We start from the raw sequence: 21,949 nt of genomic DNA, 5'->3' as shown, positions 1-21,949 counted from the left end.
GCACGGCGTCGGCATTGCTGCCCGCGGCCCCGGCCAGGGGCGGGGCCAGCGTGTTGGCGCCTCGCACGGGTCCGATCAGCCGGTTCTGCGCCGCGATGTCGCCGTGGGCGTTGCGCGCGTAGTCCGGCAGTTCGGACGTCACCTTGACGGTCTCGACGCAGTTGCTCATGCACGCCGTATTCTGCGTATCGGGCTTGTCCGTCGGCAGCCACATACCATGCTCGCGCGTCATGCCGTTGCGGTTGGGCATGCGCGCCTGCACTTCGGCGATGTTCTTGTCGGACAGCTCGAAATCCTCGGGCACGATTTCGCCCAGGTTCAGCAGGTAGGCCGTGACGGCATAGACCTCGTCCGGCGACAGGGTCTTGGGCTGGTCCCAGGGCATGGCGCGATGGATGTAGTCCCACAGCGTGGAGACGGTGCTGACCTTCATCAGCGTGGTGCGCTGCGGCTGGGAATTGCCGGCCAGCGCCGCCACGCGGCCGCTGCGGATGTCATCGGCGGTGGTGCCGCCGACGATGGGCGTGAAGACCTCGTTGCTTTCGCCGAAGCTGCCATGGCAGGACGCGCACTTGCCTTCCCAGATATCGCCGCCGCGCAACACGGTGCCGCTGCCAGGCGGCAGGCCCTTGAAATCCGGCCGCACGTCGATGTCCCAGGCCGCCACTTCCGCCACCGTGGCATCGCGGCCCACGCCGGGGAATTTCTCCGCCGCGCCTGCGCCCGGAGCCAGCATCGCCAGCCCCAGGCCCGTACAGGCCAATGCGGCACGCAGGCTATTCAACGTGGACATTGCTCACCTCTCCGCTCTCGGCCACCCGCCACGATTGAATGCCGTTGTTGTGATAGATGGAGCGCGTGCCGCGCACTTCGCGCAACTGGCCCGAGCGCGGCTGGACGTATCCGGTCTCGTCCTGGGCGCGGCTTTGCAGGATGACGGGCGAGCCGTCCCAGACCCAGTCGATGTTGAAGCGCGTCAGGCTCTTGGTCAGTACCGGCCCTTCGAGCCGCGCCGTGCGCCAGTTGCGTCCGCCATCGACGGACACGTCGACCTGCTTGACCTTGCCGCGGCCCGACCAGGCCAGGCCGGAGATATTGCAGAAGCCCTTGTCCAGCAACACCTGCCCGCCCGACGGCGTGGTGATGACGGACTTGCACTCCTGGATCGAGGTGTACTGGCGGTGCTGTCCCCCCGGCATCAGGTCCACGTAGTGGATGGTCTCGTCCTTGGCGTTCCAGGGCTGGTCGCCGACTTCGATGCGGCGCAGCCATTTCACCCATGACACGCCCTGCACGCCCGGCACCACCAGGCGTAGCGGGTAGCCGTTCTCGGGCCGCAGCATTTCGCCGTTCATGCCCCAGGCCACGATCACGTCGTCCAGCGCCGCTTCCATCGAGATGGTGCGCGTCATGCTGGAGCCGTCGGCGCCTTCGGCCAGCACGAATTTCCCGCGCTTGAGATCGGCGCCGCAGTCGTCCAGCAGCACCGAAAGCGGGACGCCGGTGAATTCGCAACAGGACAACATGCCGTGGGTGTACTGCACCGTCGGGACCGCCGCATTGCCCCACTCCGGGCCGCTATTGGCGCCGCATTCGATGAAGTGGATGCGCGACACGGACGGCAGGCGCATCAGGTCGTCCATGGTGTAGACCTTGGGCTGCGCCACCAGTCCATTGATCATGAAGCGGTGCTGCGCCGGGTCGATGTCCACCCAGCCCTGATGGTGGCGCTCGAAATGCAGCCCGTTGGGCGTGATGATGCCGAACAGGCCCTGCAGGGGAGCAAAGGCGACCGAGGAGGCCGGCACCCGCGTCAGCCCCGGCGACTGGCGCCGCTGCAGGTTCGCTTCGTACTTCGACGGCACGCCGTAGGGCAGCGCGGCGACCGGCTGCCCCAGCGACATCGTCCAGGGCCGCGGCGTCAGGATCATCTCGTCGCCGCCGCCGGCCTTCTGGGCCAGCGCATTGCCCGTCAAGCCGGCGGCCAACGCGGCGCCCGCCGTCTGGAAGCTGCGCAGCAAAAAACCTCGCCGGGTGTCGTCCAGGCCATGGCGGGCTATATCCTGCGCCAGATCCGCGGACACGAAATTCTCGGGCGCCTTGCGCAGGCGCCCCACTTTTGCCTCTCGATCCACCTTTCTCCTCCGAGGGTATCATTCGGCTTCTTTATTTTCTGTAGTTATATGCAAATTATCTTTGCACATAAAGAAGCTGGTTGACACGCTGCGCCGCAACACCAGGCGACGGCAGGGAGGCCAAACAAAGGGATCAACCCAGCATGTCGCCCCAGATTGCCTGGGCCCAGGCCTGGGCATCGGGAGTTTCCCTAGCGTTGGGTTCCACCGACAATCCGCCCGCCCCGGCCACCGGCAGCATGGTCTTCGCCGCGGCGTCGTAGCGGTGCACGCTGGCCACGTGCATGACCTCGCGGTCGGAGGTGTAGCTGTAGCAGGTGTTGGCATACAGCGGCAGCGGATTGACGCTGCCGCCGGTAAGCAAGGCCAGCACGGCCGCGGCGCAGGTCTTGCCGTGCTGGTTGGCCATGTGACCGGACTTGGGCATCGCCGGCGCAACCTGGATCGCATCGCCCAGCACATGGATGCCGGGCACGGCCAGCGATTCGAAGGTCAGGAAATCCACCTCGCACCAGGCGCCGTTGGCCTTGGCCAGGCCCGAGTCCGCGGCGATGGCCGCGGCGCGCATCGGCGGCACCACGTTCAGCACGTCCGCCCGCACCGTCTCGCCCAGTTCGAACTGCACGCGCAAGCCTGCGGCATCCACCGCGACCGCTTCGAACTGCGGGGTGTATTCGATGTAGTCCGCGTAGGAATCGGCCCAGGCCCGGCGGAACAGCGCGGCCTTGGACGTGATGTCGGCGTTGGCGTCGAAGACCAGAACCTTGGAGCGCGGCTTGTGCCGCTTGAAGTACCACGCCACCTGGCAGGCGCGTTCGTAGGGAGCGGGCGGGCAGCGATAAGGCGCCAGCGGAATGGTCAGCACGTACGTGCCCCCGTCCGGCATCGCCTCCAGCTGGCGCCTCAGGGCCGCGGTCTGCGCGCCCGCCTTCCAGGCATGCAGCACGAGTTCTTGCGCGCCTGGCGCGTCCATGCCTTCGATCCGCCGCCACTGCATGTCCACGCCGGGCGAGAGGATCAGCCGGTCATACGACAGCCGCTCGCCGCTCGCCAGTCGGACCTGCCTGGCCGCAGTATCGATGGCCAACGCCCGGTCGCGCAGCAGGCGCACCCCGTGGCGCGCCAACCCGTCCCGCCCGATGGTGATATCGGACATGGACTTGCTGCCGCCCAGCACCAGATTCGATAGCGGACAGGAGACAAAAGCCGGGTTCTCATCGACCAGCGTGACGTCGACGGCGCCCGCGCCCAGCAAGCGCAAATAGCGCGCCGCAGTGGCGCCGCCATAGCCCCCGCCCACCACCACCACATGCGGCTTGGCGGCGCGCGCGCTGGGCGCGGCGGCCAGGGCCGCGCCCAGCGCCGCGCCCAGCAGAATGCTGCGCCGCTTCATGGGGCTACCGCCTTGGGCTGCGCGGCAAACCAGGCGGCAATGCGGACGATCTCGGCGTCGCTGTAGCCCCTTGCGATCTGGCCCATGACGCTGCCGTCGGACGCCGTGTCCGCGAGCGCGCGCATGCGAGCGGCGATCCAGTCGGCGGGACGTCCCTCGAGCGGAACCATGGCCGATGCCGGCCGCTGCGCGGGTGCGTGGCAGGTGACACAGGCAAACGCCCAGGCCTGCGCCTGCAGGTCGCTTCCCGCCGCGACGGACGGACTGCCCCACGCCGCGGGCAACAGCGCGCAAGCCAGCGCCGCGCTTGCTGAGGGTCGAAACGGCAGGCCAGGCATGATGGGGGACCCCTCCCGTGTATGTCCGCATGCGGCGGATCTGAATGTCGGCGGGCTCGGCAAGGCTGGCTTGCCGTCCCCCGGGGACGCCAAGTATGTCCTCGACTGCGATGCGCGTGCAAGCCAGCGCCGACTGCCGATACCCATGCGGTAACGCTTATGGATCCCTCAGTTTTTTTCATTGGGCACTAATAAGTCCCTTCCCCATAATCCGCCGGATGCCATCGCGGCACGCCGCTAGCAGCGGCTCCACTCAACGATTCCATGGGGAAATACACATGTTGCGAACCAAGCTGGCCCGCTGCCTGCGCGCAGCCGGGCTTGCCTGCGGCCTGCTGGCGGCCGTGGCCGCCACGGCCGCCGGCTATCCGGACAAGCCGCTGAAGCTGGTCGTGCCGCAGGCCGCCGGCGGCGGCACCGACGTCATCGGCCGCCTCTGGGCCGACTACGTGTCGCGACGCCTGAATGTGGCCGTGGTGGTCGAGAACCGTCCGGGCGCCAACGGCATCCTGGCGTCCAGCCACGTCGCCAAGCAACCGGCCGACGGCTACACCGTCCTGATCAGCGGCATTTCGTACCTGGCGTTCAACCCGCACATGTACAAGAACCTGCCCTACGACCCGGCCAAAGATTTCGACGGGATCAGCCTGCTGGTCAACACGCCTTTCCTGCTCGTCGCCAGTCCGCAGGCTGGCATCCGTTCGTTCAAGGACCTGGTCGAAAAGGCCCAGGCCGATCCCGAGAGCCTGAACTTCGCCTCCGCGGGCAAGGGCAACTCCACGCATCTGGTGGTGGAAATGCTCGAACAGCGTGAGGGATTCCGGCTGACCCATGTGCCCTACAACGGCGCCGCCGCGGGACTCACCAGCGTCATGGCGAACCAGACGCAGCTCATGGCGGACGTGCTGAACACCGCTGCCGTGCAGGCCAAGGCCGGCAAGGTCGTTCCGCTGGCGGTGGTGGGCGCGAGCCGCGCGGCCAGCGTGCCGGACGTGCCAACGCTGGCCGAACTGGGCATTGCCGATTTTCCGCTGCCGGGCTGGTATGCGCTGGTCGCGCCCAAGGGCACGCCGCCGGCCGCCATCGAACGGCTCAATGCCGAAACCAGGCGCTTCTTCGAAGATCCCGCAGTCAAGGCGCGCCTGCAGGAATTGCAGCTGGAACCGCTGCCGTCCGCGCCGCAGGCGGTCGCCCAAGCCGTGGCGCGCGACAGCGCCGCCTGGGGGCCGCTGATACGCCAACTCGGCCTGAACAACGACTGACCGCCACCCTCAAAGGAAAGACATGCCCAAGCTCAGCAACGCCGTCTGGCGCTATCGCCACGAAAAAATGACTGCCTTGATGGACGACCTTGCCGTCGACGCCATCGTGTTCACGTCGGCGGATTTCTTCCAGTTCGCCACCAACTTCCACACCGACGTCCTGCCCTGGGAGCGTCCCATCTTCGCGGTGGTGCCGCGCAACGGCACGCCGTTCCTCGTGATGAACGAGCTGTCGACGCATCACATGCGCTTCTCGCAGGAGCAAGGCAAGGTCTGGATCACCGACATCACCTACTACGCCGAACACCCCCGCGTCACGGACCGCCTGCCGCTGATCACGCAGCTTCCGGAAGTCCTGGCCGAACGGCTGCGGCAGGCCGGGCTGGCGCGCTCGCGCATCGCGGTCGAAGGCGGCAGCCCGGTGCTGGCGCAGTTGGGCCGCCTGCTGCCCGAGCTGACGCTGCGCGGCGCCACCGCGGAATGCCGCTCGCTGCGCTGGCAGAAGCACGACGAGGAAATCGCCGTGATGGCGGCCGCCGCGTCGATTTCCGACTGGATACAGGACAGGTACCGCGAGAACATCCGGCCCGGCAGGCTGGTGCAGGAACTGGATTGCGCCATGGCCGCGCTCTTCGTGCAAGAAGCCGCCGAACGCTTCCCCGGCGAACAATTCGAGGTCATCCGCTGTTGGACGCTGAGCGGCCCGGCTTCAGCGTCCCCGCATGGCGATGGCGCCTCTTGCGGCGCGCGGATCAAGGAGGGCGACGTGCTGGTCAACATCGTCATCCCGCGTTTGAACGGCCTCACCATCGAGAACGAACGCACCTGGTTCTGCGGCACGCCTTCGGCGGAACAAGCCAGGCTCTGGTCCGCGGCCAAGGCCGCCAACGAAGCGGCCATCGCCGCCGCCCGCACCGGCAACCCCGTCTGCATGATGGACGCCGCCGCGCAGGCCGAGATCGAAAAGGCCGGCTACGGCGGCTTCATCCGCCATCGCACCGGGCATGCCGTCGGCATCATCCACCACGAGTACCCGGAAGACATGGCGTTCTGCCAGCGGCCGCTGCTGGCCAACGAGGTGTACTCCGCCGAGCCCGGCATCTATGCCTACGGCATCGGCGGCTTCCGCCTGGACGATACGGTGGTGGTGGGCGATACGCCCCGCGTGCTGACCGGCACGCCCAAGACGCTGGAGTACGCCACCGTCAGGTAGGCTGGCCGGCCCCATCCTGCGCCAGGCTCTGCGCTTCCTCGCGCAGGATCTCGCGCAGCCAGGGCAGCACGATGCTGGGCGAATCCGCGGCCCACAGCATGCCGATGGGACCGAACTCCAGCCGCGTGGGCGCCTGCGCGATGCTGATCAGATTGAGCCGCTCGTACATGTGGGCCACGGAGCTGGCCAGCGTCGCGACATATTCCCTGTCCTGCAGCAAGGACAGCAGGGCCACCAGCGAACTGGTTTCCACCGCGGGCTTGGGCGGCGCCAGGCCGGCATCCACCAGGGCCTGGTCCAGCCTGACCCGCGACATCACGCCGGGCGGCGGCAGGATCCAGGGATAGCCCTGCGTGTCCGCCCATGTAGGCGCAGCCAGCCCGGCCAGCGGATGGCCGCGCCGGGTCACCAGGCTGAAGCTGTCCGTCATCAGCCATTGCGCGCACAAGCCGGAACGACTTGCACGCAGATCCAGCGGCCCGATGATGAGATCGATCTCGTGGCGCGCCACGCGCTCGATCAGCGGATCCAACAATCCTTCGACCAGTTCGATCTGCACGTCGGGCGCGCGCTGGTGCAGCGTGGCGATCGCGCGCGGCAGCAGCACCGGCGCGGCCGACAGAATGGTGCCGATATGCAGCCGTCCGGCCACGCCCGCCTTGACCGCTTCGATCTCCTCGCCGGTGCGCGCGGTGTCGCCCAGGACACGGGTCGCGTAACGCCACAGCGCGCGTCCCGCCTCGGTCAGGGCCAGCGTCCTGCCGCGCGCAAACAAGGGCGTGCCGACCATGTCTTCCATATCGCTCAGCCAATGCGACAGCGCGGGCTGCGTCATGTGCATGGCCTTGGCCGCGGCCGTGACGGTGCCGGCCTTTTCCAGGGCGATCAGCACTTCCAGATGGCGCAGCTTCAAGCGCCGCGTCCAGAGCAATTCGGTAAGGGGCGCAATCATGCGGAAATGGTAATGGATATCTCAGGTTTATTCATTGGCTGTCTATGGGGTTCGCGCACAAAATGGGCACCTCTCGAATCGACCTCATGCCCCCATGCCAGCAAGCCTCTCTTCCCCTTCGTCCTTGAACACCGTGGCTTGCGGCCTGGCGCAAGGCGGCCAGCCCGAGAGCGGCCTGAACGCGCTGGGCGCGGCGCTACAGGAACGCATCGGCTACCGCCTGTTCACCGTGCTGGTGCTGGACTGGGACGCCGGCCTGAGCCGGCGCTGTTTCTCGACCCAGCCGGCGGCCTACCCCGCCGGCGGCAGCAAGCCGATACGCGAGGACAGCGAGTTCTACGCCGCGGTGGTGCAGCAAGGAGAACCCCGCCTTTGCCTGACCCGCGAGGACTGCGTGCGGGCCTTTCCCGATCACGAACTCATCGCATCGCTGGGCTGCGCAAGCGCGGTCAACGTGCCGGTGCGCTGGAACGGACGGACGCTGGGTTCATTGAACCTGCTGCACCAGGCGGGCTGGTACCGGCGCGACATGTACGCGGAGCTGGCCTGGTATTCGGCGCTGGCCATACCCGTCGTGCAGGACATTATTCGAACCACCCAAAACCATGAGGGGAAATCATGAAGCGCCTACGCAGCCACTTCGCCGCCTTGCTGTTGTGCATCGGCCCCGCCGCCGTGCATGCGGCGGACGCCTATCCGGCCAAGCCCATCACCATTGTCTATCCGTATGCGCCCGGGTCCGCCTCCGATACCCTGACTCGCCTGATCGCTGAATCGCTGCAGAAGCAACTGGGCCAGCCCGTCATCGTGGAAAGCCGTCCCGGCGCGGGCGGCTCCATCGCCACCGAACACGTGGTGCGCGCGGCCCCCGACGGCTATACGCTGCTGCTGTCAGCCAGTGGCACGGTTGCGGTCAATCCGCACATCTACAAGCTGCGCTACCAGCCCGTGAACGACCTGGCCCACATCTCCGTCGCGGTGGAAGTGCCCTTCGTGTTCGTGGTCAACAAGGACTTCCCGGCGCAGGACTATGCCGCATTCCAGGCGCTATCGCGGCAAAAGCCGGCCGGCCTGACTTCCGCCAACGCCGGCCTGGGCACGCAGGCTCATCTGACGCAGGCCGCCTTCGCCAGGCAGGCCGGGCTGAACCTGAACATCGTGGCCTACAAAGGCGCCGCGCCCGCCGTCAACGACCTGATGGGCGGCCACATCGATTCGATGATGGACAACGCCGCCTCGCAGATCCCGTATGTCAGCTCAGGCAAGACCACGGCGCTCTTCGTCACCAGCGATTACCGCTTCGACGCCTATCCGAAAGTTCCCACCGCCAAGGAGCTGGGCATCACGGGCCTGGTGCCTGCAGGCTGGTTCGGATTGGCCGCGCCCAAGGGCACGCCCGATGCGGTGATAGACAAGCTCCACGGCGCGCTGGTGCAGGGCCTGAGGACCGCGGACACCGAGCGCAAGCTCAAGGAGCTGGGCTGGGTAATCGTCGCCAACACGCCGCAACAGGCCCGGGAACGCGCGCAGGCGGACTTTGCCCGCCTGGGCGAAGTGGCCAAGGAGATCGACCTGAAGGCCCAGTGAAGTGTCTTCGTGACAAGACCAGGCCGTCGCAGCCGGCATGGTCCTGTCGCTGCCCTCCCGTCACTGCCGCAGCGCCGCCGCCAGCCCCCGCACCTCGTCCAGCGCGCCGGCCACGCCCTGCTCCGCCAGCACTTGCGCAAGCCGCGAACCGACCACCACCAGGTCGGCATGCCGCGCGACGAGCCGGGCTTCATCCGGCGAGCGCACGCCGAAGCCCGCGGCCACCGGCAGCCGGGTATGCGAGCGCAGCCGGTCCAGGTCCTGCGCGATGCGGCGCTCATCGGGCAGGTCCGCGCCCGTCGTGCCCGCCAGCATGATGTGATAGACGAAGCCGCTGGCGTCGCGCAGCAAGCCCGCCAGCCGCGCGTCCTCGGAAGTCGGCGCCGACATGCGGATCAGATGCAGGCCATGCGCGCGCGCCGCGCGGCCGATATCGTCGGCATGCTCGAGCGGCAGGTCGATGATGATCAGGCCGTCCACGCCCGCCGCGGCCGCGTCCTCGATGAAGCGTTCAACGCCGTGCCGCAGGATGGGATTCAGATAGCCCATCAGCACCACGGGCGTGTGCGCGTCCGTCTCGCGGAACTCGCGCACCAGGGCCAGCGTGCGCTTCAAGGTCTGGCCGCCGGCCAGCGCGCGGACATTGGCCTGCTGCAGCACGGGACCGTCCGCGACCGGATCGCTGAACGGCATGCCGAGTTCGATCACGTCGGCGCCCGCCGCGCGCAAGCCGCGCAACAGGTCCAGGCATGCGGCGGGATCGGGATCGCCCGCCGCGAAATAGGTCACCAGGCCGCTGCGTCCAGCCTGGCGCAGCGCAGCAAGGGTGTGATCAAGCCGGGTCATGCCGCCACCTCGCCAAATTGAGTCACCGTGTCCATGTCCTTGTCGCCGCGCCCGCTCAGGCACACGACCAGGATCTCGTTGCGCGCCATCCGCGGCGCCAGCTTGCGCACGTAGGCCAGCGCATGCGCGCTTTCCAGGGCGGGCAGGATGCCTTCCTTGCGCGTCAGCCAATGAAAGGCCGACACCGCCTCGGCATCCGTGACGGATACATACTCCACGCGCTTGCGGTCATGCAGCAAGGCGTGTTCGGGGCCTACGCCCGGATAGTCGAGGCCGGCCGATATCGAATGCGCATTGACGATCTGGCCGTCGTCGTCCTGCAGGTAGTAGCTGCGGCAACCGTGCAGCACCCCTTCATGGCCCGCGCTGATGCTGGCCGCGTGCGCGCCGCTAGCCAGGCCCAGCCCGCCCGCTTCGACGCCGTACAGGCGCACGTCCGCGAGTTCCAGGAAGGGATAGAAGAAGCCCATCGCGTTGGAGCCTCCGCCTACGCAGGCCACCATCGCGTCAGGCATGCGGCCGGTCTTGGCTGCGATCTGCTGGCGCGTCTCCTCGCCGATCACCTTCTGGAACTCGCGCACCAGCCAGGGATAGGGATGCGGGCCGGCGCCCGTGCCCAGCAGGTAGTAGGTGTCGGCGGGATGGGCGATCCAGTCGCGCAAGGCTTCGTTCATCGCGTCCTTCAGCGTGGCGGTGCCGGCATGCACCGCGCGCACCTCGGCGCCCAGCATGCGCATGCGGCGCAGGTTGACGGACTGCCGCTGCATATCTTCGGCGCCCATGTAGACCACGCATTGCAGGCCGAACAGGGCGCAGACCGTGGCGGTGGCCACGCCATGCTGTCCCGCGCCGGTCTCGGCGATGATGCGGCGCTTGCCCATGCGGCGGGCCAGCAGGATCTGGCCCAGGCAGTTGTTGATCTTGTGCGCGCCGGTGTGGTTGAGGTCTTCGCGTTTGAGATAGACCTGCGCGCCCCCAAGCTCTTCCGTAACACCCTGGGCCAGGAACAGCGGGCTGGGCCGCCCCACATAGTCGGCCAGCATGCCGCGATAGGTCTGCCAGAAGTGCTCGTCCGACAGCGCCGCCTTGAACTGGCGTTCGAGTTCGTCCAGGGCGGGGACCAGCGTTTCGGGCATGTAGCGCCCGCCGTAAGGGCCGAACTGGCCCCGGCTGTCGGGTGCGGCCGGATGGATGGCGGATGGCATGGGCAAGTTTTCCGTGACGGGATAGAAAGAATTTTCCTTATGCTATCTTCACAAAATACTTATTTGAATCAATGATTTGTTTATCATTCATGTAAGAACAGCTAACAGCAATGAGACGACTACCCTCCCTCAATGCCCTGCGCTTCTTCGACAGCGCGGCTCGCCAGGCCAGTTTCACGCTGGCGGCCAAGGAACTCTGCGTGACCCACAGCGCGGTCAGCCAGCAGATCCGGCAGCTGGAAGAATGGCTGGGCTGCGCCTTGTTCGAGCGCCGCGCCGGGCGCGTCCACCTGACCGTGGCGGGCCTCGACCTGCAACGCGCAGCCCATGACGCCTTCGACCTGCTGGAACGCCGCTGCGATGCGCTCAAGCGCAGCACGCAACCGGCGGAACTGGCGGTGGGCGCGCCGGCCAGCTTTCTTTCCAACTGGCTGATCCCGCGGCTCGAACGTTTCGAAGCGCTGCATCCGGACATCCGCGTCCGGCTGCAGACCGCCGCCGACGCCGCCTTGCTGAACACGCAGCGCGTGGACGCGCTGATCCTGGCCGGACGCGCCTGGCCGCAGGATTGGGATGTCACGCCGCTGTTCGCCGAAACCATCGGCCCGGTCTGCACCCCGGCCCTGGCCACGCGTATCCGCAATGCGGCCGACGTGCTGGATATGCCGCTGCTGCACACCAGTTCACGGCCCGACGCCTGGAAGGATTGGGCGGCGCTCCAGGACGTCGCGCTGGCCCCGCGGCAGCCGGGGCGCGAGTTCGACCATCTGGGCCACATGCTGGAAGCTGCCGCCGCTGGCCTGGGCGTGGCCATCGCGCCCGCGGTGCTGGTGGAGTCCGAGCTGCACCGGGGCAGGCTGGCCGCCCCGCTGGACTTCGTGGAAAGCGGCGCGGCCTTCAGCCTGTGCCTGCGCAAGGATGCGGCCCGGCCCGACGCCGCGCACGAGCGCTTGCGCGACTGGCTGCTGGCCAGCGCGGACGCCGGCTGACATGCCCCGCGCGCAAGCGGAATTCCGAAACCGGTTACCCTGGCGCGCCCAACCACACCGCCGAAACATGCCGATGAAAAAGCTCTGCGCAATGCTGGGCCTGCTGGTCCCCACGCTGGCCAGCGCCGCCTACAGTCTTTCCGCCACCGAGGCGGCGGTGCTGGAGGCCGTGCTGCGCGATGAACTCGCGACCTACATGCAAGGCGGCGGCAGCCTCATCGGCGCGCGGCTCGGCCTGCCGGCCGCAACCGCCGAAGCCGTGTCCCAGGCCTATGCCAACGGACCGACCGCGCGCTTTCCGGCAAAGCTGGAGCTAACCATGCTGATCGCGGGCGCGGTCGACGCAGGCAAGAGCATGGACGGACAGACCGTGTCGTTCGCTACCGCCGGGGCCCCGACGGTCCGGGCCCTGTTGCCCGCGGGCCTCCTGCCCGCCCAACGCCTGGCCTTGGCATGCCGCCGCATGGAACTGGTCGACGGCTCCCCCACCTTCATGGACTGCCGCGACGGCGCCCTGGCCGGCAAGGAGGAAGCGGCCCGCTTGAAGCGCGACCTCGACGACTTCTACCTGGGCAAGCCGACCGCCGTCCAGGTGTCCCAGCTGGCCGTCAACATATCGGTGTACGCCAGCCTGCTGGCGCCCGGACACGGTTGCCCGAAGGACATCGACGCCTGCCGCCAGGCCATCCAGGCGGTCGACGGCGCGGCCCAGAGCAAGCAACTGCCCATGGTCGTGCGGCGCTTCCAGCAGGCGGGGCTGGATCTCAGCCCGTACCGGGCCGACAAGGCCGCAGCCAACAAGCCGGACCGCTAGCGCGCCGGGCCGGCAGCGCGGCGCCAGAACGGGTCCACGGCGCGGCCTGTACCGCCCCCAATTATCGCAATCCAGCGCCGCTATACTGGTCCCACCTCAATACCCCTTACGCGCCGCGCCTTTTCTGCTGCGCCTCGTTATGTCCGTCTTGTTGGCCTTGCTGCGCCCCGTTGGCCGGGCGCTACTCTGTACCGTCGCCACTCTGCTTTCCGCCCAAGCGTACGCCGCTCCGCCGACGCTGGCGCAATGCCACGGCATCAAGGATATGGCCTTCGTCGCCCACCTGGACGACGACCTGCTGTTCATGAACCCCGACATCGCCTCCAACATCCAGGCGGGCGGCTGCGTGCGGCTGGTCTACCTGACCGCCAGCGATGCCGGCGAAGGCGAAGGCTACATGCTGGGACGCGAGCGCGGCGTGCGCTCCGCCTACGCCTATATGGCGCGCCAAGCTGACGAATGGAAAGAGGACGCCGGCACCGCGGGCGGCCGGCGCATCGCGCGCTTCACCCTGAAAGGCAATCCGCGCGTGCAGCTGTGGCACATGCGCCTGAAGGATCCCTGGCTGGGCAATGGCTGGGGCAGCCTGACGCCGCTGAGCCGCACCGAATCCGTGCCCGGCCAGAACGTCGACACGCTGGGCCCCTATGCCGAGTCCTACACGCGTGAACAGTTGATCGACACCCTGGCCGACCTGATCCGCCAGTACGCGCCGACCACGGTGCGCCACCTCGACGACACCATCACAGTGCCCTACACGCAGCTGTGCTGGCGCTGCGCCGGCCACGGACATCCCGACCATATCGCCAGCGCGCGGCTGGCGCGCGAAGCCATGCTGCGCGCGCCAGGCAACTATGCCGAGATGGGCTATGTCGACTACCCCAGCCAGGAACGCGCCACCAATCTGACCCAGGCCGAGATCGCCAGCAAGTCACTGATCTTCCAGCACTACGCCTGGAACGACTACCACTATTGCGCCGGCCCCACCGGCTGCAAGGAACCCGCCGGCCCCGCCGCGGCCTGGGTGCAACGCGCCTACTACGTGTCGCGCCAGGACATCGCGCCGCAACTGTACCCGGACGGGCGCGGCGGCATGGTGGTGTTCGCGGCCGGCGAAACCAATGGCGCCGTCAACCGCTGGGATGCGAGCCAGCGGCGTTGGCAAAGCCTGGGCGGACGCACCAGCGGCCCCCTGGTCTCGTTCACCCACGCCGACGGCACGGCCGGCCTGATGGCGCGCGACCCGCTGGGTGGCCTGTGGGCGAACAAGCAGCGCCATGACGGCACCTGGCAAGGCTGGCAAGCCCTGGGCGGCCTGCGCGTGACCCAGATCCCGGCAGTCGCGCCACGCGGCGAAGCCGCCGCGGTGGCGCTGGGCTACGACGGCCTGCTGCCTTGGATCACGCCGTCCGGCGTCGACGGCAGCTGGAGCACCTGGCAGGACCTGCCGCCGCTGGAAGGCGTGACCGGCTCCCCGGCCGCAGCGCTGGGCGGCGACGGACGCTACGTCATATTCGCCATCACCGCGGGCGGCGAACTCCATTACACCCGCCAACTGCCGGCCGCCAAGGGCCAGCTCCCCGAATGGCAGGACTGGCGCCGCGTGCCCGCGCCTCAGGCCGCCGGCGGCCTGGCGGCGATCCGCAATCACCAGAACCGCGTCGAACTCTATTTCCGCCAGCGCGGCAGCAACCATCTGACCCGGCTGATGGAGACCGGCGACACCAGCGATCTCGACATGGACTGGGGATCCCCAACCGACATGGGCGTGCCCTACATCGGCCGCCCGGCCATCAGCGCCGATGCCAGCGGCAACGTCATGGTCGCGCTGCTGGAACGCGCCGGCGGACAGCTCTGGCTGGTGGAACACGGCAGGCCGGCCAAGCTGGACGCCCAGGCCGCCTCGCCGCCCGCGCTCAACCTGGTCAACGGCACGCTTTACATCGTCGCCCGCGCCACCGGCGGCCCGCAGCGTTACGAGGTGCTGTCGCGCCACGACGGCAACTGGACCCGCGGCTTGACCCTGGAGGGCGTGCCGTCCGCTGGCGGCGGCCCCTTCGAAACCGTGGCCGCGCGCCCCATCGACCTGCCCAAGCTGGGTGCCAATGACGCCAATAAGGCGGCGGTCGTGCGGCCGTCTGTAGAGGATCCCGGCACGCTCAGCGTGGGCCGCATGCCGACGCAGGCGTCGCAGGCGGCGACGCCGACGCAGCTGCGGTAAGCGGCGCGAATCAGGCCGGACACATGGAGAACATACGCAGCGTATCCCGGGTACTGCAGTTGCTTCGGACCCTGAACCAAAAGCCGGAAGCCTCGTTGCAGGACCTACACGCGGCCACCGGCCAGCCCAAGGCAACCTTGCATCGGATGCTGGAGACGCTGCGCCAGGAAGGCTACGTGCGCGGAACAGGCGTTGCCGGCATCTATTGTCTGACGGCCAAGGTCATGGAGTTGAGCGCTGGCTGCGGCGACCGGCAGCGCGTGGTCGACATGGCCATGCCCATGCTGATCCGGGCCACCAAGGTCTTGAAATGGCCGCTGGCGATTTCGACGCTGGACGTGGATGCCATGGTCGTGCGCTTCAGCACCATGCCCTACAGCCCGCTGGCGTCCCAGCCCAGCACCTATGGCCATCGGCTGCCCCTGGACAGGACCGCGGCTGGCCTGGCCTACCTGTCCTTCTGCTCCGAAGCCGAGCGCTCAGCCGCCTTGCAAGTGCTGCTCAAGGATGGGGGCAGCAACGAATCCGGACTGCTCCTGGCTGACGCGCTCGACCGGACTCGACGCCAGGGATACGGACTGAGGCTTGCGGCGGGGCCGCGCGAAACCGCCACGTTGGCCGTGCCGCTGATGCTCGCCGATGAGCTCGCGGCCTGCATTTCGCTGACCTCCTTCGGCTCCATCATGACGTCGGCCTTCATCCAGAGCCAGTTGCTGCCGCTGCGGGAAGTCTGCAATGACCTGGCGGAGGCCATCCAGCTGGGTTGAGGCCCCGGCGCTTTCCGCCAGGCGGAAAGCGCCTGCGCCGCGCTACGCATGGCGGTGCGGCTTGTTTATCTTGAGGCTTCATCATTTCCAGGAGCAACAGGATGAAGCTCGCCAGCTTTTGGGCAGCAGGGCGCGACAGGATCGGATTCGAGGACGCGGACGGCAACGTAGTCGACATCGCCGCGGCGGCGACCAGCCACGGCATGCCGCAACTGGCCGATATCCGGGCCGATCTGCTGGCGCTGCTCGAAACCGAACACGGGTCCTGGTGGCCCGCCTTGCGCGACCTGCACCGGCTCTACGGGTCTGGACAGCGCGCCACCCTCAAGTTCTCGCCCGGCGATATCACCTGGCACCCGCCCGTGCGCCGGCCGTCCAAGCTCTGCTGCCTGGCCCTGAACAACAGCGCCAACAGCGAACGCATCCTGTCCGGCCCCAAGCATCCGGCGGTGTTCGTGAAGCCCTGGACCGCAATGACCGGCAACCACACGGCGCTGCAGATCCGCCCTGTCTACGGACGCGTGCACCCGGAACCGGAACTGGCCGTTGTGATCGGCGTCCGCGCCAAGGATGTCTCCGCCGCCGAGGCCATGAACCATGTCTTCGGCTACACGATACATAACGACTTCACCTCGCCGACCATGCGCGCCGAGGACTCGTTCCACTACCGCGCCATCCATCCGAGCGCCGGAGATCCCGAGCAGATCGAATACGTCGACACGCACGTCAGCTATCCCGGCCGCTACAAATGCAGCGACACGTTCTCGGCGGTCGGCCCCTGGCTGGTCACCGCCGACGACATCGAGGACCCTCATGCGCTGGACGTATCCTGCAGCCACGACGGCCGGCTGATCACCCAGGACAACACCGCCAATCTTTTCTTCAAGCTGCCCGAGGTCATCGAATTCCTGTCCTCGTACATGACGCTCATGCCCGGCGACATCATCTCGCTGGGCACGGCGCTGCGCCGCTCCGGCGGTGGCATGGCGGTGCAGAACGTCAACCTGGCGGAACTGGGCGGCGTCGTGTCGGTGGCCATATCCGGGCTGGGCACGCTGAGCAATCACGTGGCAAGGATGCCGTAGCCATGCCTTCCATCTCCGCCCAGCCTTCCAGGAGCAGCCCTCCATGACACAAAGCATGCTTGTATGCGTATCGCACTCGCCCATCATCATGATCCGCGCGAAGGCGCCACGGGAAGAGCCCGAGATATCCCGGCTCTACCAGCAGTGCGTGGCCGAGATCGAGCGCTACGATCCCGACGTGGTGGTGGTTTTCGGCTCGGACCATTACTCGGGCTTCCACCTGGACATGATGCCGTCCTATTGCATCGGGCTGCAGGCCCGCGCCGAGCATGACGTGGGCGGCTTCGGCGGCAAGCTGGACGTACCCGTCCAGGAAGCGCTGCGGCTGATCGAATCGCTGCAGCGGGCCGGCTTCGACCCGGCTGCCTCGCACGGCATGACGGTGGACCACGCGTTCTCGCAGCCCATCCACCGTCTGCTCGGCGGCCTGGACGCGCGTCCGGTCATCCCGGTTTTCCTGAACGCCATCGCGCCGCCCCTGCCCACCTTCGCCAGGATCCGCGAACTGGGCACGGCCATCGGCCTGGCCATGGCGCAGCGCGGCCTCAAGACGCTCTATCTGGGTTCGGGCGGCCTTTCGCACCACCCGACCCGCTACTACCCCTTGAGCGGCACCGCCACCCCCGAAGTGCGGGCGTGGCAGATGCATGCGGAACTCGGCGGCAGCATGAGCAGGGAAGAGTGGTTCTCCCGCCTGCGCGATATGCACGAAGAAGGCGCCGCCATGCTGGTGGACGGCCGGCGCACGCGCGCGGACATCAAGCTGAATCCGGAATTCGACGCCGCGTTCCTGGACATGGCGATGAATCTGGACTTTGAACGAACCCGGTCCTGGGAGGCTGGGAACGTGATCGAAACCGCCGGCATAGGCGCCATGGAATTACTGGCCTGGGTCGCGGCCGGAGAAGCCTACAAGGCCGCCGATGGGCGCATGCCCCACGCAGGCCTCTACGCGCCGACACTGGAATACGGCATCGGCTACGGCATGCTCTGCGCGGGTGGTGCCGGCCCATGAAGCCTGCGCGCGGACTGCGCCTGCCGGTTGCGCCGCGCGAGACCCACAATAACGAGAAGGGAGACAACCATGCCGCAAACCCTATACCGGCTGCTCGGTAGTGCTGCGTTGGCCGCCGCCGCCGCGACCGCCGGCGCCCAACAGGCGCCGATCCGCTGGATCGTGCCCTACCCCGCCGCAGGCGGCACCGACACCATCGCGCGTACCGTCGCGGACGAAATGCGCAAGCAGCTTGGACAGAACATCATCGTGGAGAACAAGGCCGGCGCGGGCACCATCATCGGCACGCAGGCGCTGCTCTCCCTGCCGCCCGATGGCCAGGCGGTAATGTCGGCGGACGGCGGAACGCTGGCATACAACAGCAGCCTCTATCCCAAGCTGCCCTACGATCCCGAGCGCAGCTTCACCTACCTGGGCGGCATGGTCAGCATGCCGATGATCCTGGTTGCCAGGTCGAAACTGCCCGTCGATTCCTTCCAGGCGCTGCTACAAGACGCCATCAAACATCCGGGCAAGTACACCTATGCCTCCGCGGGCACCGGCTCGCCCCAGCATCTCGCCATGGAAATGCTGCAACAGAAAACCGGCGCACGCCTGACGCACGTGCCGTACCGGGGGGTCGCGCCCGCCATGCAGGATGTCATCGGCAACCAGGTGGACCTGCTGATGATCGGACTCCCCGGAGGACTGGCCCAGATACGCGCCGGCAATGTCAAACCTCTGGGCGCTGCCACCGTTCAACGCCTGCCGGAGTTGCCCGAGCTTCCGACCTTGCAGGAAGCCGGCGCGGCGGGTTTCGTGGCGGATTCCTGGCAAGGCCTGGTGGCCCCGGCCGGCATGCCCGACGAATCCGCGCGGCGCCTGGAACAAGCGCTGGAGCGCGCACTGGCGGTTCCCGCGGTGCGCGACAAGCTCCTTGCCATGGGCGCGATTCCCACACCGATGAAGGGAGACGAGTTCAGGCGCCATGCCGCGGATCAGCGCCGCCTCTGGACTCAAGTCATCGACGCCGCCGGCATCCGCATGCAATGAGCCACCGAAACGCGACAGGAAACAGGATCATGAGGAAGACAGGGATAAGGATTGCGGCCTCGCTGGTACTCGGGGTTTTGGCGGCCGCTGGAACGGCGCGGGCGGCCGGCTATCCGGACAAGCCGATCAAACTGATAGTGGGCTTCGCGCCCGGAGGCGCGAGCGACACGCTGGCGCGGACGGTCGCGCAGCAGGTTTCGGGCAAGCTCGGGCAACAGATCATCGTCGAGAATCAGGCGGGCGCGGGAGGAAGCCTGGCGGCCCGGACCCTGGCGCGGGCCGATGCCGACGGCTACACCATCATGCTGGGCAGCCCCGGCAGCATGATCATCAATCCTCTGCTGCAGCCCAACCTGGCCTATGACCCCCGCCAGTTCACCCCCATCAGCCCGCTGGCGCGCATCAGCTATGCGCTGATGGTGCGCCAGAACCTGGGTGCGGATTCGGTCTCCCGCCTGGTCGAGCTTTCGAAATCCACGCCCCACGGCCTGACGGTCGGGTCCGCCGGCATAGGCTCCAATACGCATCTGGTGGCCATGTCCTTCGTTGTCGGCACCGGCGCGCAATTGCGGCACATTCCCTACAAGGGAACGGCGCCCGCGATGACCGACCTGATCGCCGGCAACATCGATGTGCTGTTCGATTCAGTGCCCGTGGTGCTGCCCCAGATCCAAAGCGGGAAGATCAGGATACTGGCCGTCACCGGCTCTAGCCGGGAAGCCTCGTTTCCCGAGGTTCCCACGGTCGCGGATAGCGGCTGGCCGGCGTTTTCCGCAAACAACTGGTTCGGCATCTTCGCTCCGCCGAATACACCCGATCCCGTGGTGCGCAAGTTGAACGCGGCGTTCACGGCCACGCTGGAGGACGAGGCCGTGCGCCAGCAGCTGCAGGCCTCCGGCAACCGCCCTGCTCCCGGCACGCCGGAAGATCTCGCCAAGTTGGTGGAGACAGAACGGCGCGGCTATGAAGAGCTCATCAGCAAAACAAACATCAGCCTGCAGTAGGCAAGACAGCGGCACAGCAAGAGGAAACGACATGAGCAAAAAAGCACTTGCATGCTGGCTGGCAATTTTCTGCCCCCTGGCCTTGTCCGCCGCAGCCGCCCAGGCGCCGGAACCGGCAACACGGACGCGCAACGGCTCCATCGACATGCTGGCGTCGGGCGCCTTTTCCGCGGTCAACAGCCAACTTGAACCGATCTACCGGCAGGAGTTGGGACTGGAGATCAACGCCAGCTTCGGCTCCGCCTTGTATTCGGTGCCCACCTCCGTGCCGCGGCGCCTGGAACGCGGAGACGCCGCGGATGTGGTGCTGACGTCCAAGGACACGCTGGCACAGCTCGCCGCCAAGGGGCTGGTCGTCCCTGGCAGCCAGGTCGATCTCATGAAATCCGCCCTGGGCCTGGCCGTGCGCAGCGGCAGTCCGGTACCGGAAATCGGCACGGAAGCCCAAACGGCTGCGGCGCTGCTGCAAGCCGGTTCCATCGCCTATTCGTCCAGCCTGAGCGGCACCTACTACGAAACGGAGATGCTCAAGAAAATGCGGATCGAGGATCAGGTGCTGCCCAAGAGCCGCAAGATCTCCGGGGAAAAAGTGGGAGCCGTCGTGGCACGCGGAGAGGCCGAGATAGGGATGCAGCAGGTCAGCGAACTGATGGCGGTGCCGGGCATCGTCTTTGTCGGCAAGCTGCCTGAATCGCTGCAGCAGTACACCGTGTTCTCGGCCGGGGTCGCCACGTCCGCAAAGAATCCAGAAGGCGCGCGTGCCTTGATATGGTTTCTTGCCCGCTCGCCCGAGGTGCATCAGGTGCTGTCCAGGAACGGTTTGGAACCGGCCCGGTGAAGGGCGCTTGCCCCCGGCATCCGTGCCGGGGCCGCGCCCCCTCCGAACCCGCTGATCATGATCAGTAAAAACCCTTGGTTCTTTAGGCCATTGCCCGCTATCGCAAGCACGAAGCACGCTCGCATTCCCCTTCCAGTTCTTGTCATCCCTCGTTACCAGAGAGAAAATGCCGCCAAGCCGCGCGGTCCAGCCAGCGCGCGCCTGAAGCACAATGAAGCCGCCGGGGGAACCGCAAGTGAAGGATGCAGGCCAGTACCAGACGCACACCGCCACCCTGCTTGAACCCGATCCCTCATCGGACTGGCTCTACCACTGCGCGATGAGCCTGCTCAAGCTCCCGGCCGACGACGCGATCTCCGAACAGCTGGCCTACATGGGCGAGACCTCCGACGTGGACCGGTCATGGATGATCGAGTACCGCCCGGACATGCTGCGCCTGCGCAATACCCATGAATGGTGCCGCGGGAAGACCGAGCCCTTCGTGGCGGAACTCCAGGACGTGCCGACCACGCTGATCGCCTGGCTGCACAAGTTCATGGTCAAAGGCCAGGCGGTCGCCATCCACGACGTCAACGACCTGCCCCGCACCGCTCGCGCCATCCAGGTCGAATTCCAGCGCCAGGGCAACAAGAGCGTGCTGAGCGTGCCGGTTTTCCACGACAAGAAGCTCTACGGCATCATCGGCTTCGATACTACCGTGCGGCACCGCAGCTGGTCCGCCGCCGAGGTCGGCGCCCTGTACCAATGCGCCAATCTCATCGGTCAGGCCAAGTACGGCAACAGCCGCGACCGAGGCCGCGCGGCGCGCTACGAGGGCGTCACGTCGGTGATCTATCTCAGCATGCGCGGCGTGGTCCGCGGCGTGCAGCCCGAGGCCATCGTGGGCGTGCGCTCAGCGGGCAACTACAGCGAAATCTGGCTGGAGGACGGGTCGATGGTGCTGGACTCGCGGGCGCTCGGCATCTGGTCGACCCTGTTGCCGGAACAGACCTTCTTCCGGGTGCACCGCACCGCCATTGCGAACGCGTTGCATGTCATGGACGTGGACCGCAGAAGCGTGGACAAGTGGCTGATCAGGATGCGGGCCGTGGACGAGACCTGGCCGGTGTCCCGCTCCTACCGCAAGCCGCTGCGCGAACGCATGGGAATCTGAAGCCGGCCGCGCCCCGCAATATGCAGTTCGTCACGCCGGCATGTTGTTTCGTCCTGGCGGAAGTGGCCGCGCATCGAGTTTTTGGGATCATCGCGCATGC

21 protein-coding genes are annotated in these 21,949 nt (G+C 67.3%); 14 read left to right on the top strand and 7 right to left on the bottom strand.

Translation table 11 applies throughout. The features are described from left to right. The 4 genes from BRO63_RS27390 to BRO63_RS34590 form a co-directional block, all read right to left on the bottom strand. Positions 1–793: c-type cytochrome (locus tag BRO63_RS27390; protein ID WP_088142813.1), on the bottom strand; the 793-nt coding region annotated here is incomplete at its 3' end. Further along, a complete protein-coding gene (soxC, locus tag BRO63_RS27385; RefSeq protein ID WP_088142788.1) occupies positions 777–2,135 on the bottom strand; it encodes a sulfite dehydrogenase in 1,359 nt (452 codons plus the stop codon). The genes BRO63_RS27390 and soxC, both read right to left, overlap by 17 nt. Positions 2,136–2,268: 133 nt before the next feature. Further along, positions 2,269–3,528: an NAD(P)/FAD-dependent oxidoreductase gene (locus tag BRO63_RS27380; protein WP_088142787.1), complete on the bottom strand. Its 1,260-nt coding sequence runs from the start codon at positions 3,526–3,528 to the stop codon at positions 2,269–2,271. Beyond that, the gene (locus BRO63_RS34590; protein ID WP_256943418.1) at positions 3,525–3,698 is read right to left on the bottom strand and encodes a c-type cytochrome; all 174 of its coding nucleotides are present in this window, start codon (positions 3,696–3,698) and stop codon (positions 3,525–3,527) included. The genes BRO63_RS27380 and BRO63_RS34590 overlap by 4 nt, the downstream gene beginning before the upstream one ends. A 446-nt stretch (positions 3,699–4,144) precedes the next feature. On the opposite strand from BRO63_RS34590, the gene BRO63_RS27370 reads away from it, so the two are divergent. Both BRO63_RS27370 and BRO63_RS27365 read left to right on the top strand, forming a co-directional pair. Continuing rightward, positions 4,145–5,128, top strand: a complete 984-nt coding sequence (locus BRO63_RS27370; RefSeq protein ID WP_088142785.1) for a Bug family tripartite tricarboxylate transporter substrate binding protein — start codon at positions 4,145–4,147, stop codon at positions 5,126–5,128. Between the two features lie 22 nt (positions 5,129–5,150). After that, positions 5,151–6,341, top strand: a complete 1,191-nt coding sequence (locus BRO63_RS27365) for a M24 family metallopeptidase (RefSeq protein WP_088142784.1) — start codon at positions 5,151–5,153, stop codon at positions 6,339–6,341. On the opposite strand, the gene BRO63_RS27360 is transcribed toward BRO63_RS27365, so the two are convergent. Continuing rightward, complete coding sequence (locus BRO63_RS27360; protein WP_088142783.1) at positions 6,334–7,293, bottom strand: LysR family transcriptional regulator; 960 nt, start codon at positions 7,291–7,293, stop codon at positions 6,334–6,336. The two genes, BRO63_RS27365 and BRO63_RS27360, sit on opposite strands and share 8 nt — an antisense overlap. Before the next feature lie 94 nt (positions 7,294–7,387). On the opposite strand from BRO63_RS27360, the gene BRO63_RS27355 reads away from it, so the two are divergent. Both BRO63_RS27355 and BRO63_RS27350 read left to right on the top strand, forming a co-directional pair. Next, positions 7,388–7,915 carry a GAF domain-containing protein gene (locus BRO63_RS27355; RefSeq protein WP_088142782.1) on the top strand — a complete coding sequence of 176 codons (528 nt, stop codon included), beginning with the start codon at positions 7,388–7,390 and terminating at the stop codon, positions 7,913–7,915. Next, positions 7,912–8,880 carry a Bug family tripartite tricarboxylate transporter substrate binding protein gene (locus BRO63_RS27350; protein ID WP_088142781.1) on the top strand — a complete coding sequence of 323 codons (969 nt, stop codon included), beginning with the start codon at positions 7,912–7,914 and terminating at the stop codon, positions 8,878–8,880. Before BRO63_RS27355 ends, BRO63_RS27350 begins: the two co-directional genes overlap by 4 nt. Positions 8,881–8,940: 60 nt before the next feature. On the opposite strand, the gene trpA is transcribed toward BRO63_RS27350, so the two are convergent. Continuing rightward, positions 8,941–9,726, bottom strand: coding sequence for a tryptophan synthase subunit alpha (trpA, locus tag BRO63_RS27345; RefSeq protein WP_088142780.1), 786 nt, complete (start codon positions 9,724–9,726; stop codon positions 8,941–8,943). Further along, entirely contained in the window at positions 9,723–10,931 is a 1,209-nt protein-coding gene (gene trpB / locus BRO63_RS27340; protein ID WP_088142779.1) for a tryptophan synthase subunit beta, read from the bottom strand. The genes trpA and trpB overlap by 4 nt, the downstream gene beginning before the upstream one ends. Positions 10,932–11,041: 110 nt before the next feature. On the opposite strand from trpB, the gene BRO63_RS27335 reads away from it, so the two are divergent. The 10 genes from BRO63_RS27335 to BRO63_RS27290 all read left to right on the top strand — a co-directional run bounded on the left by BRO63_RS27335 (position 11,042) and on the right by BRO63_RS27290 (position 21,849). Then, complete coding sequence (locus tag BRO63_RS27335; RefSeq protein WP_088142778.1) at positions 11,042–11,920, top strand: LysR substrate-binding domain-containing protein; 879 nt, start codon at positions 11,042–11,044, stop codon at positions 11,918–11,920. Positions 11,921–11,993: 73 nt separating this feature from the next. Beyond that, entirely contained in the window at positions 11,994–12,734 is a 741-nt protein-coding gene (locus tag BRO63_RS27330; RefSeq protein ID WP_143219518.1) for a hypothetical protein, read from the top strand. Positions 12,735–12,873: 139 nt separating this feature from the next. Continuing rightward, the gene (locus tag BRO63_RS27325; RefSeq protein ID WP_088142776.1) at positions 12,874–14,955 is read left to right on the top strand and encodes a PIG-L family deacetylase; all 2,082 of its coding nucleotides are present in this window, start codon (positions 12,874–12,876) and stop codon (positions 14,953–14,955) included. A 23-nt stretch (positions 14,956–14,978) separates the two neighbouring features. Then, positions 14,979–15,722: a helix-turn-helix domain-containing protein gene (locus BRO63_RS27320; RefSeq protein WP_088142775.1), complete on the top strand. Its 744-nt coding sequence runs from the start codon at positions 14,979–14,981 to the stop codon at positions 15,720–15,722. A 101-nt stretch (positions 15,723–15,823) separates the two neighbouring features. Next, the gene (locus BRO63_RS27315) at positions 15,824–16,807 is read left to right on the top strand and encodes a fumarylacetoacetate hydrolase family protein (protein ID WP_088142774.1); all 984 of its coding nucleotides are present in this window, start codon (positions 15,824–15,826) and stop codon (positions 16,805–16,807) included. A gap of 43 nt (positions 16,808–16,850) precedes the next feature. Then, positions 16,851–17,822, top strand: coding sequence for a hypothetical protein (locus tag BRO63_RS27310; protein ID WP_088142773.1), 972 nt, complete (start codon positions 16,851–16,853; stop codon positions 17,820–17,822). 69 nt (positions 17,823–17,891) lie between these two features. Further along, positions 17,892–18,854: a Bug family tripartite tricarboxylate transporter substrate binding protein gene (locus tag BRO63_RS27305; RefSeq protein WP_088142772.1), complete on the top strand. Its 963-nt coding sequence runs from the start codon at positions 17,892–17,894 to the stop codon at positions 18,852–18,854. Between the two features lie 29 nt (positions 18,855–18,883). Next, a complete protein-coding gene (locus BRO63_RS27300; protein ID WP_179215230.1) occupies positions 18,884–19,858 on the top strand; it encodes a Bug family tripartite tricarboxylate transporter substrate binding protein in 975 nt (324 codons plus the stop codon). A 31-nt stretch (positions 19,859–19,889) separates the two neighbouring features. Then, on the top strand, positions 19,890–20,696 hold the full coding sequence (locus BRO63_RS27295; protein WP_179215229.1) for a substrate-binding domain-containing protein: 807 nt from the start codon (positions 19,890–19,892) through the stop codon (positions 20,694–20,696). A 235-nt stretch (positions 20,697–20,931) separates the two neighbouring features. Further along, positions 20,932–21,849: a GAF domain-containing DNA-binding protein gene (locus BRO63_RS27290; protein WP_256943027.1), complete on the top strand. Its 918-nt coding sequence runs from the start codon at positions 20,932–20,934 to the stop codon at positions 21,847–21,849. Positions 21,850–21,949: the final 100 nt, after the last annotated feature.

It is taken from the genome of Achromobacter xylosoxidans, assembly GCF_002192695.1.
In the GTDB taxonomy this organism is placed as follows: Bacteria; Pseudomonadota; Gammaproteobacteria; order Burkholderiales; family Burkholderiaceae_B; genus Achromobacter; species Achromobacter xylosoxidans_C.
The sequence above is the reverse complement of the archived record's forward strand: the minus strand, read 5'-3'. Positions and strand labels throughout refer to the sequence as shown.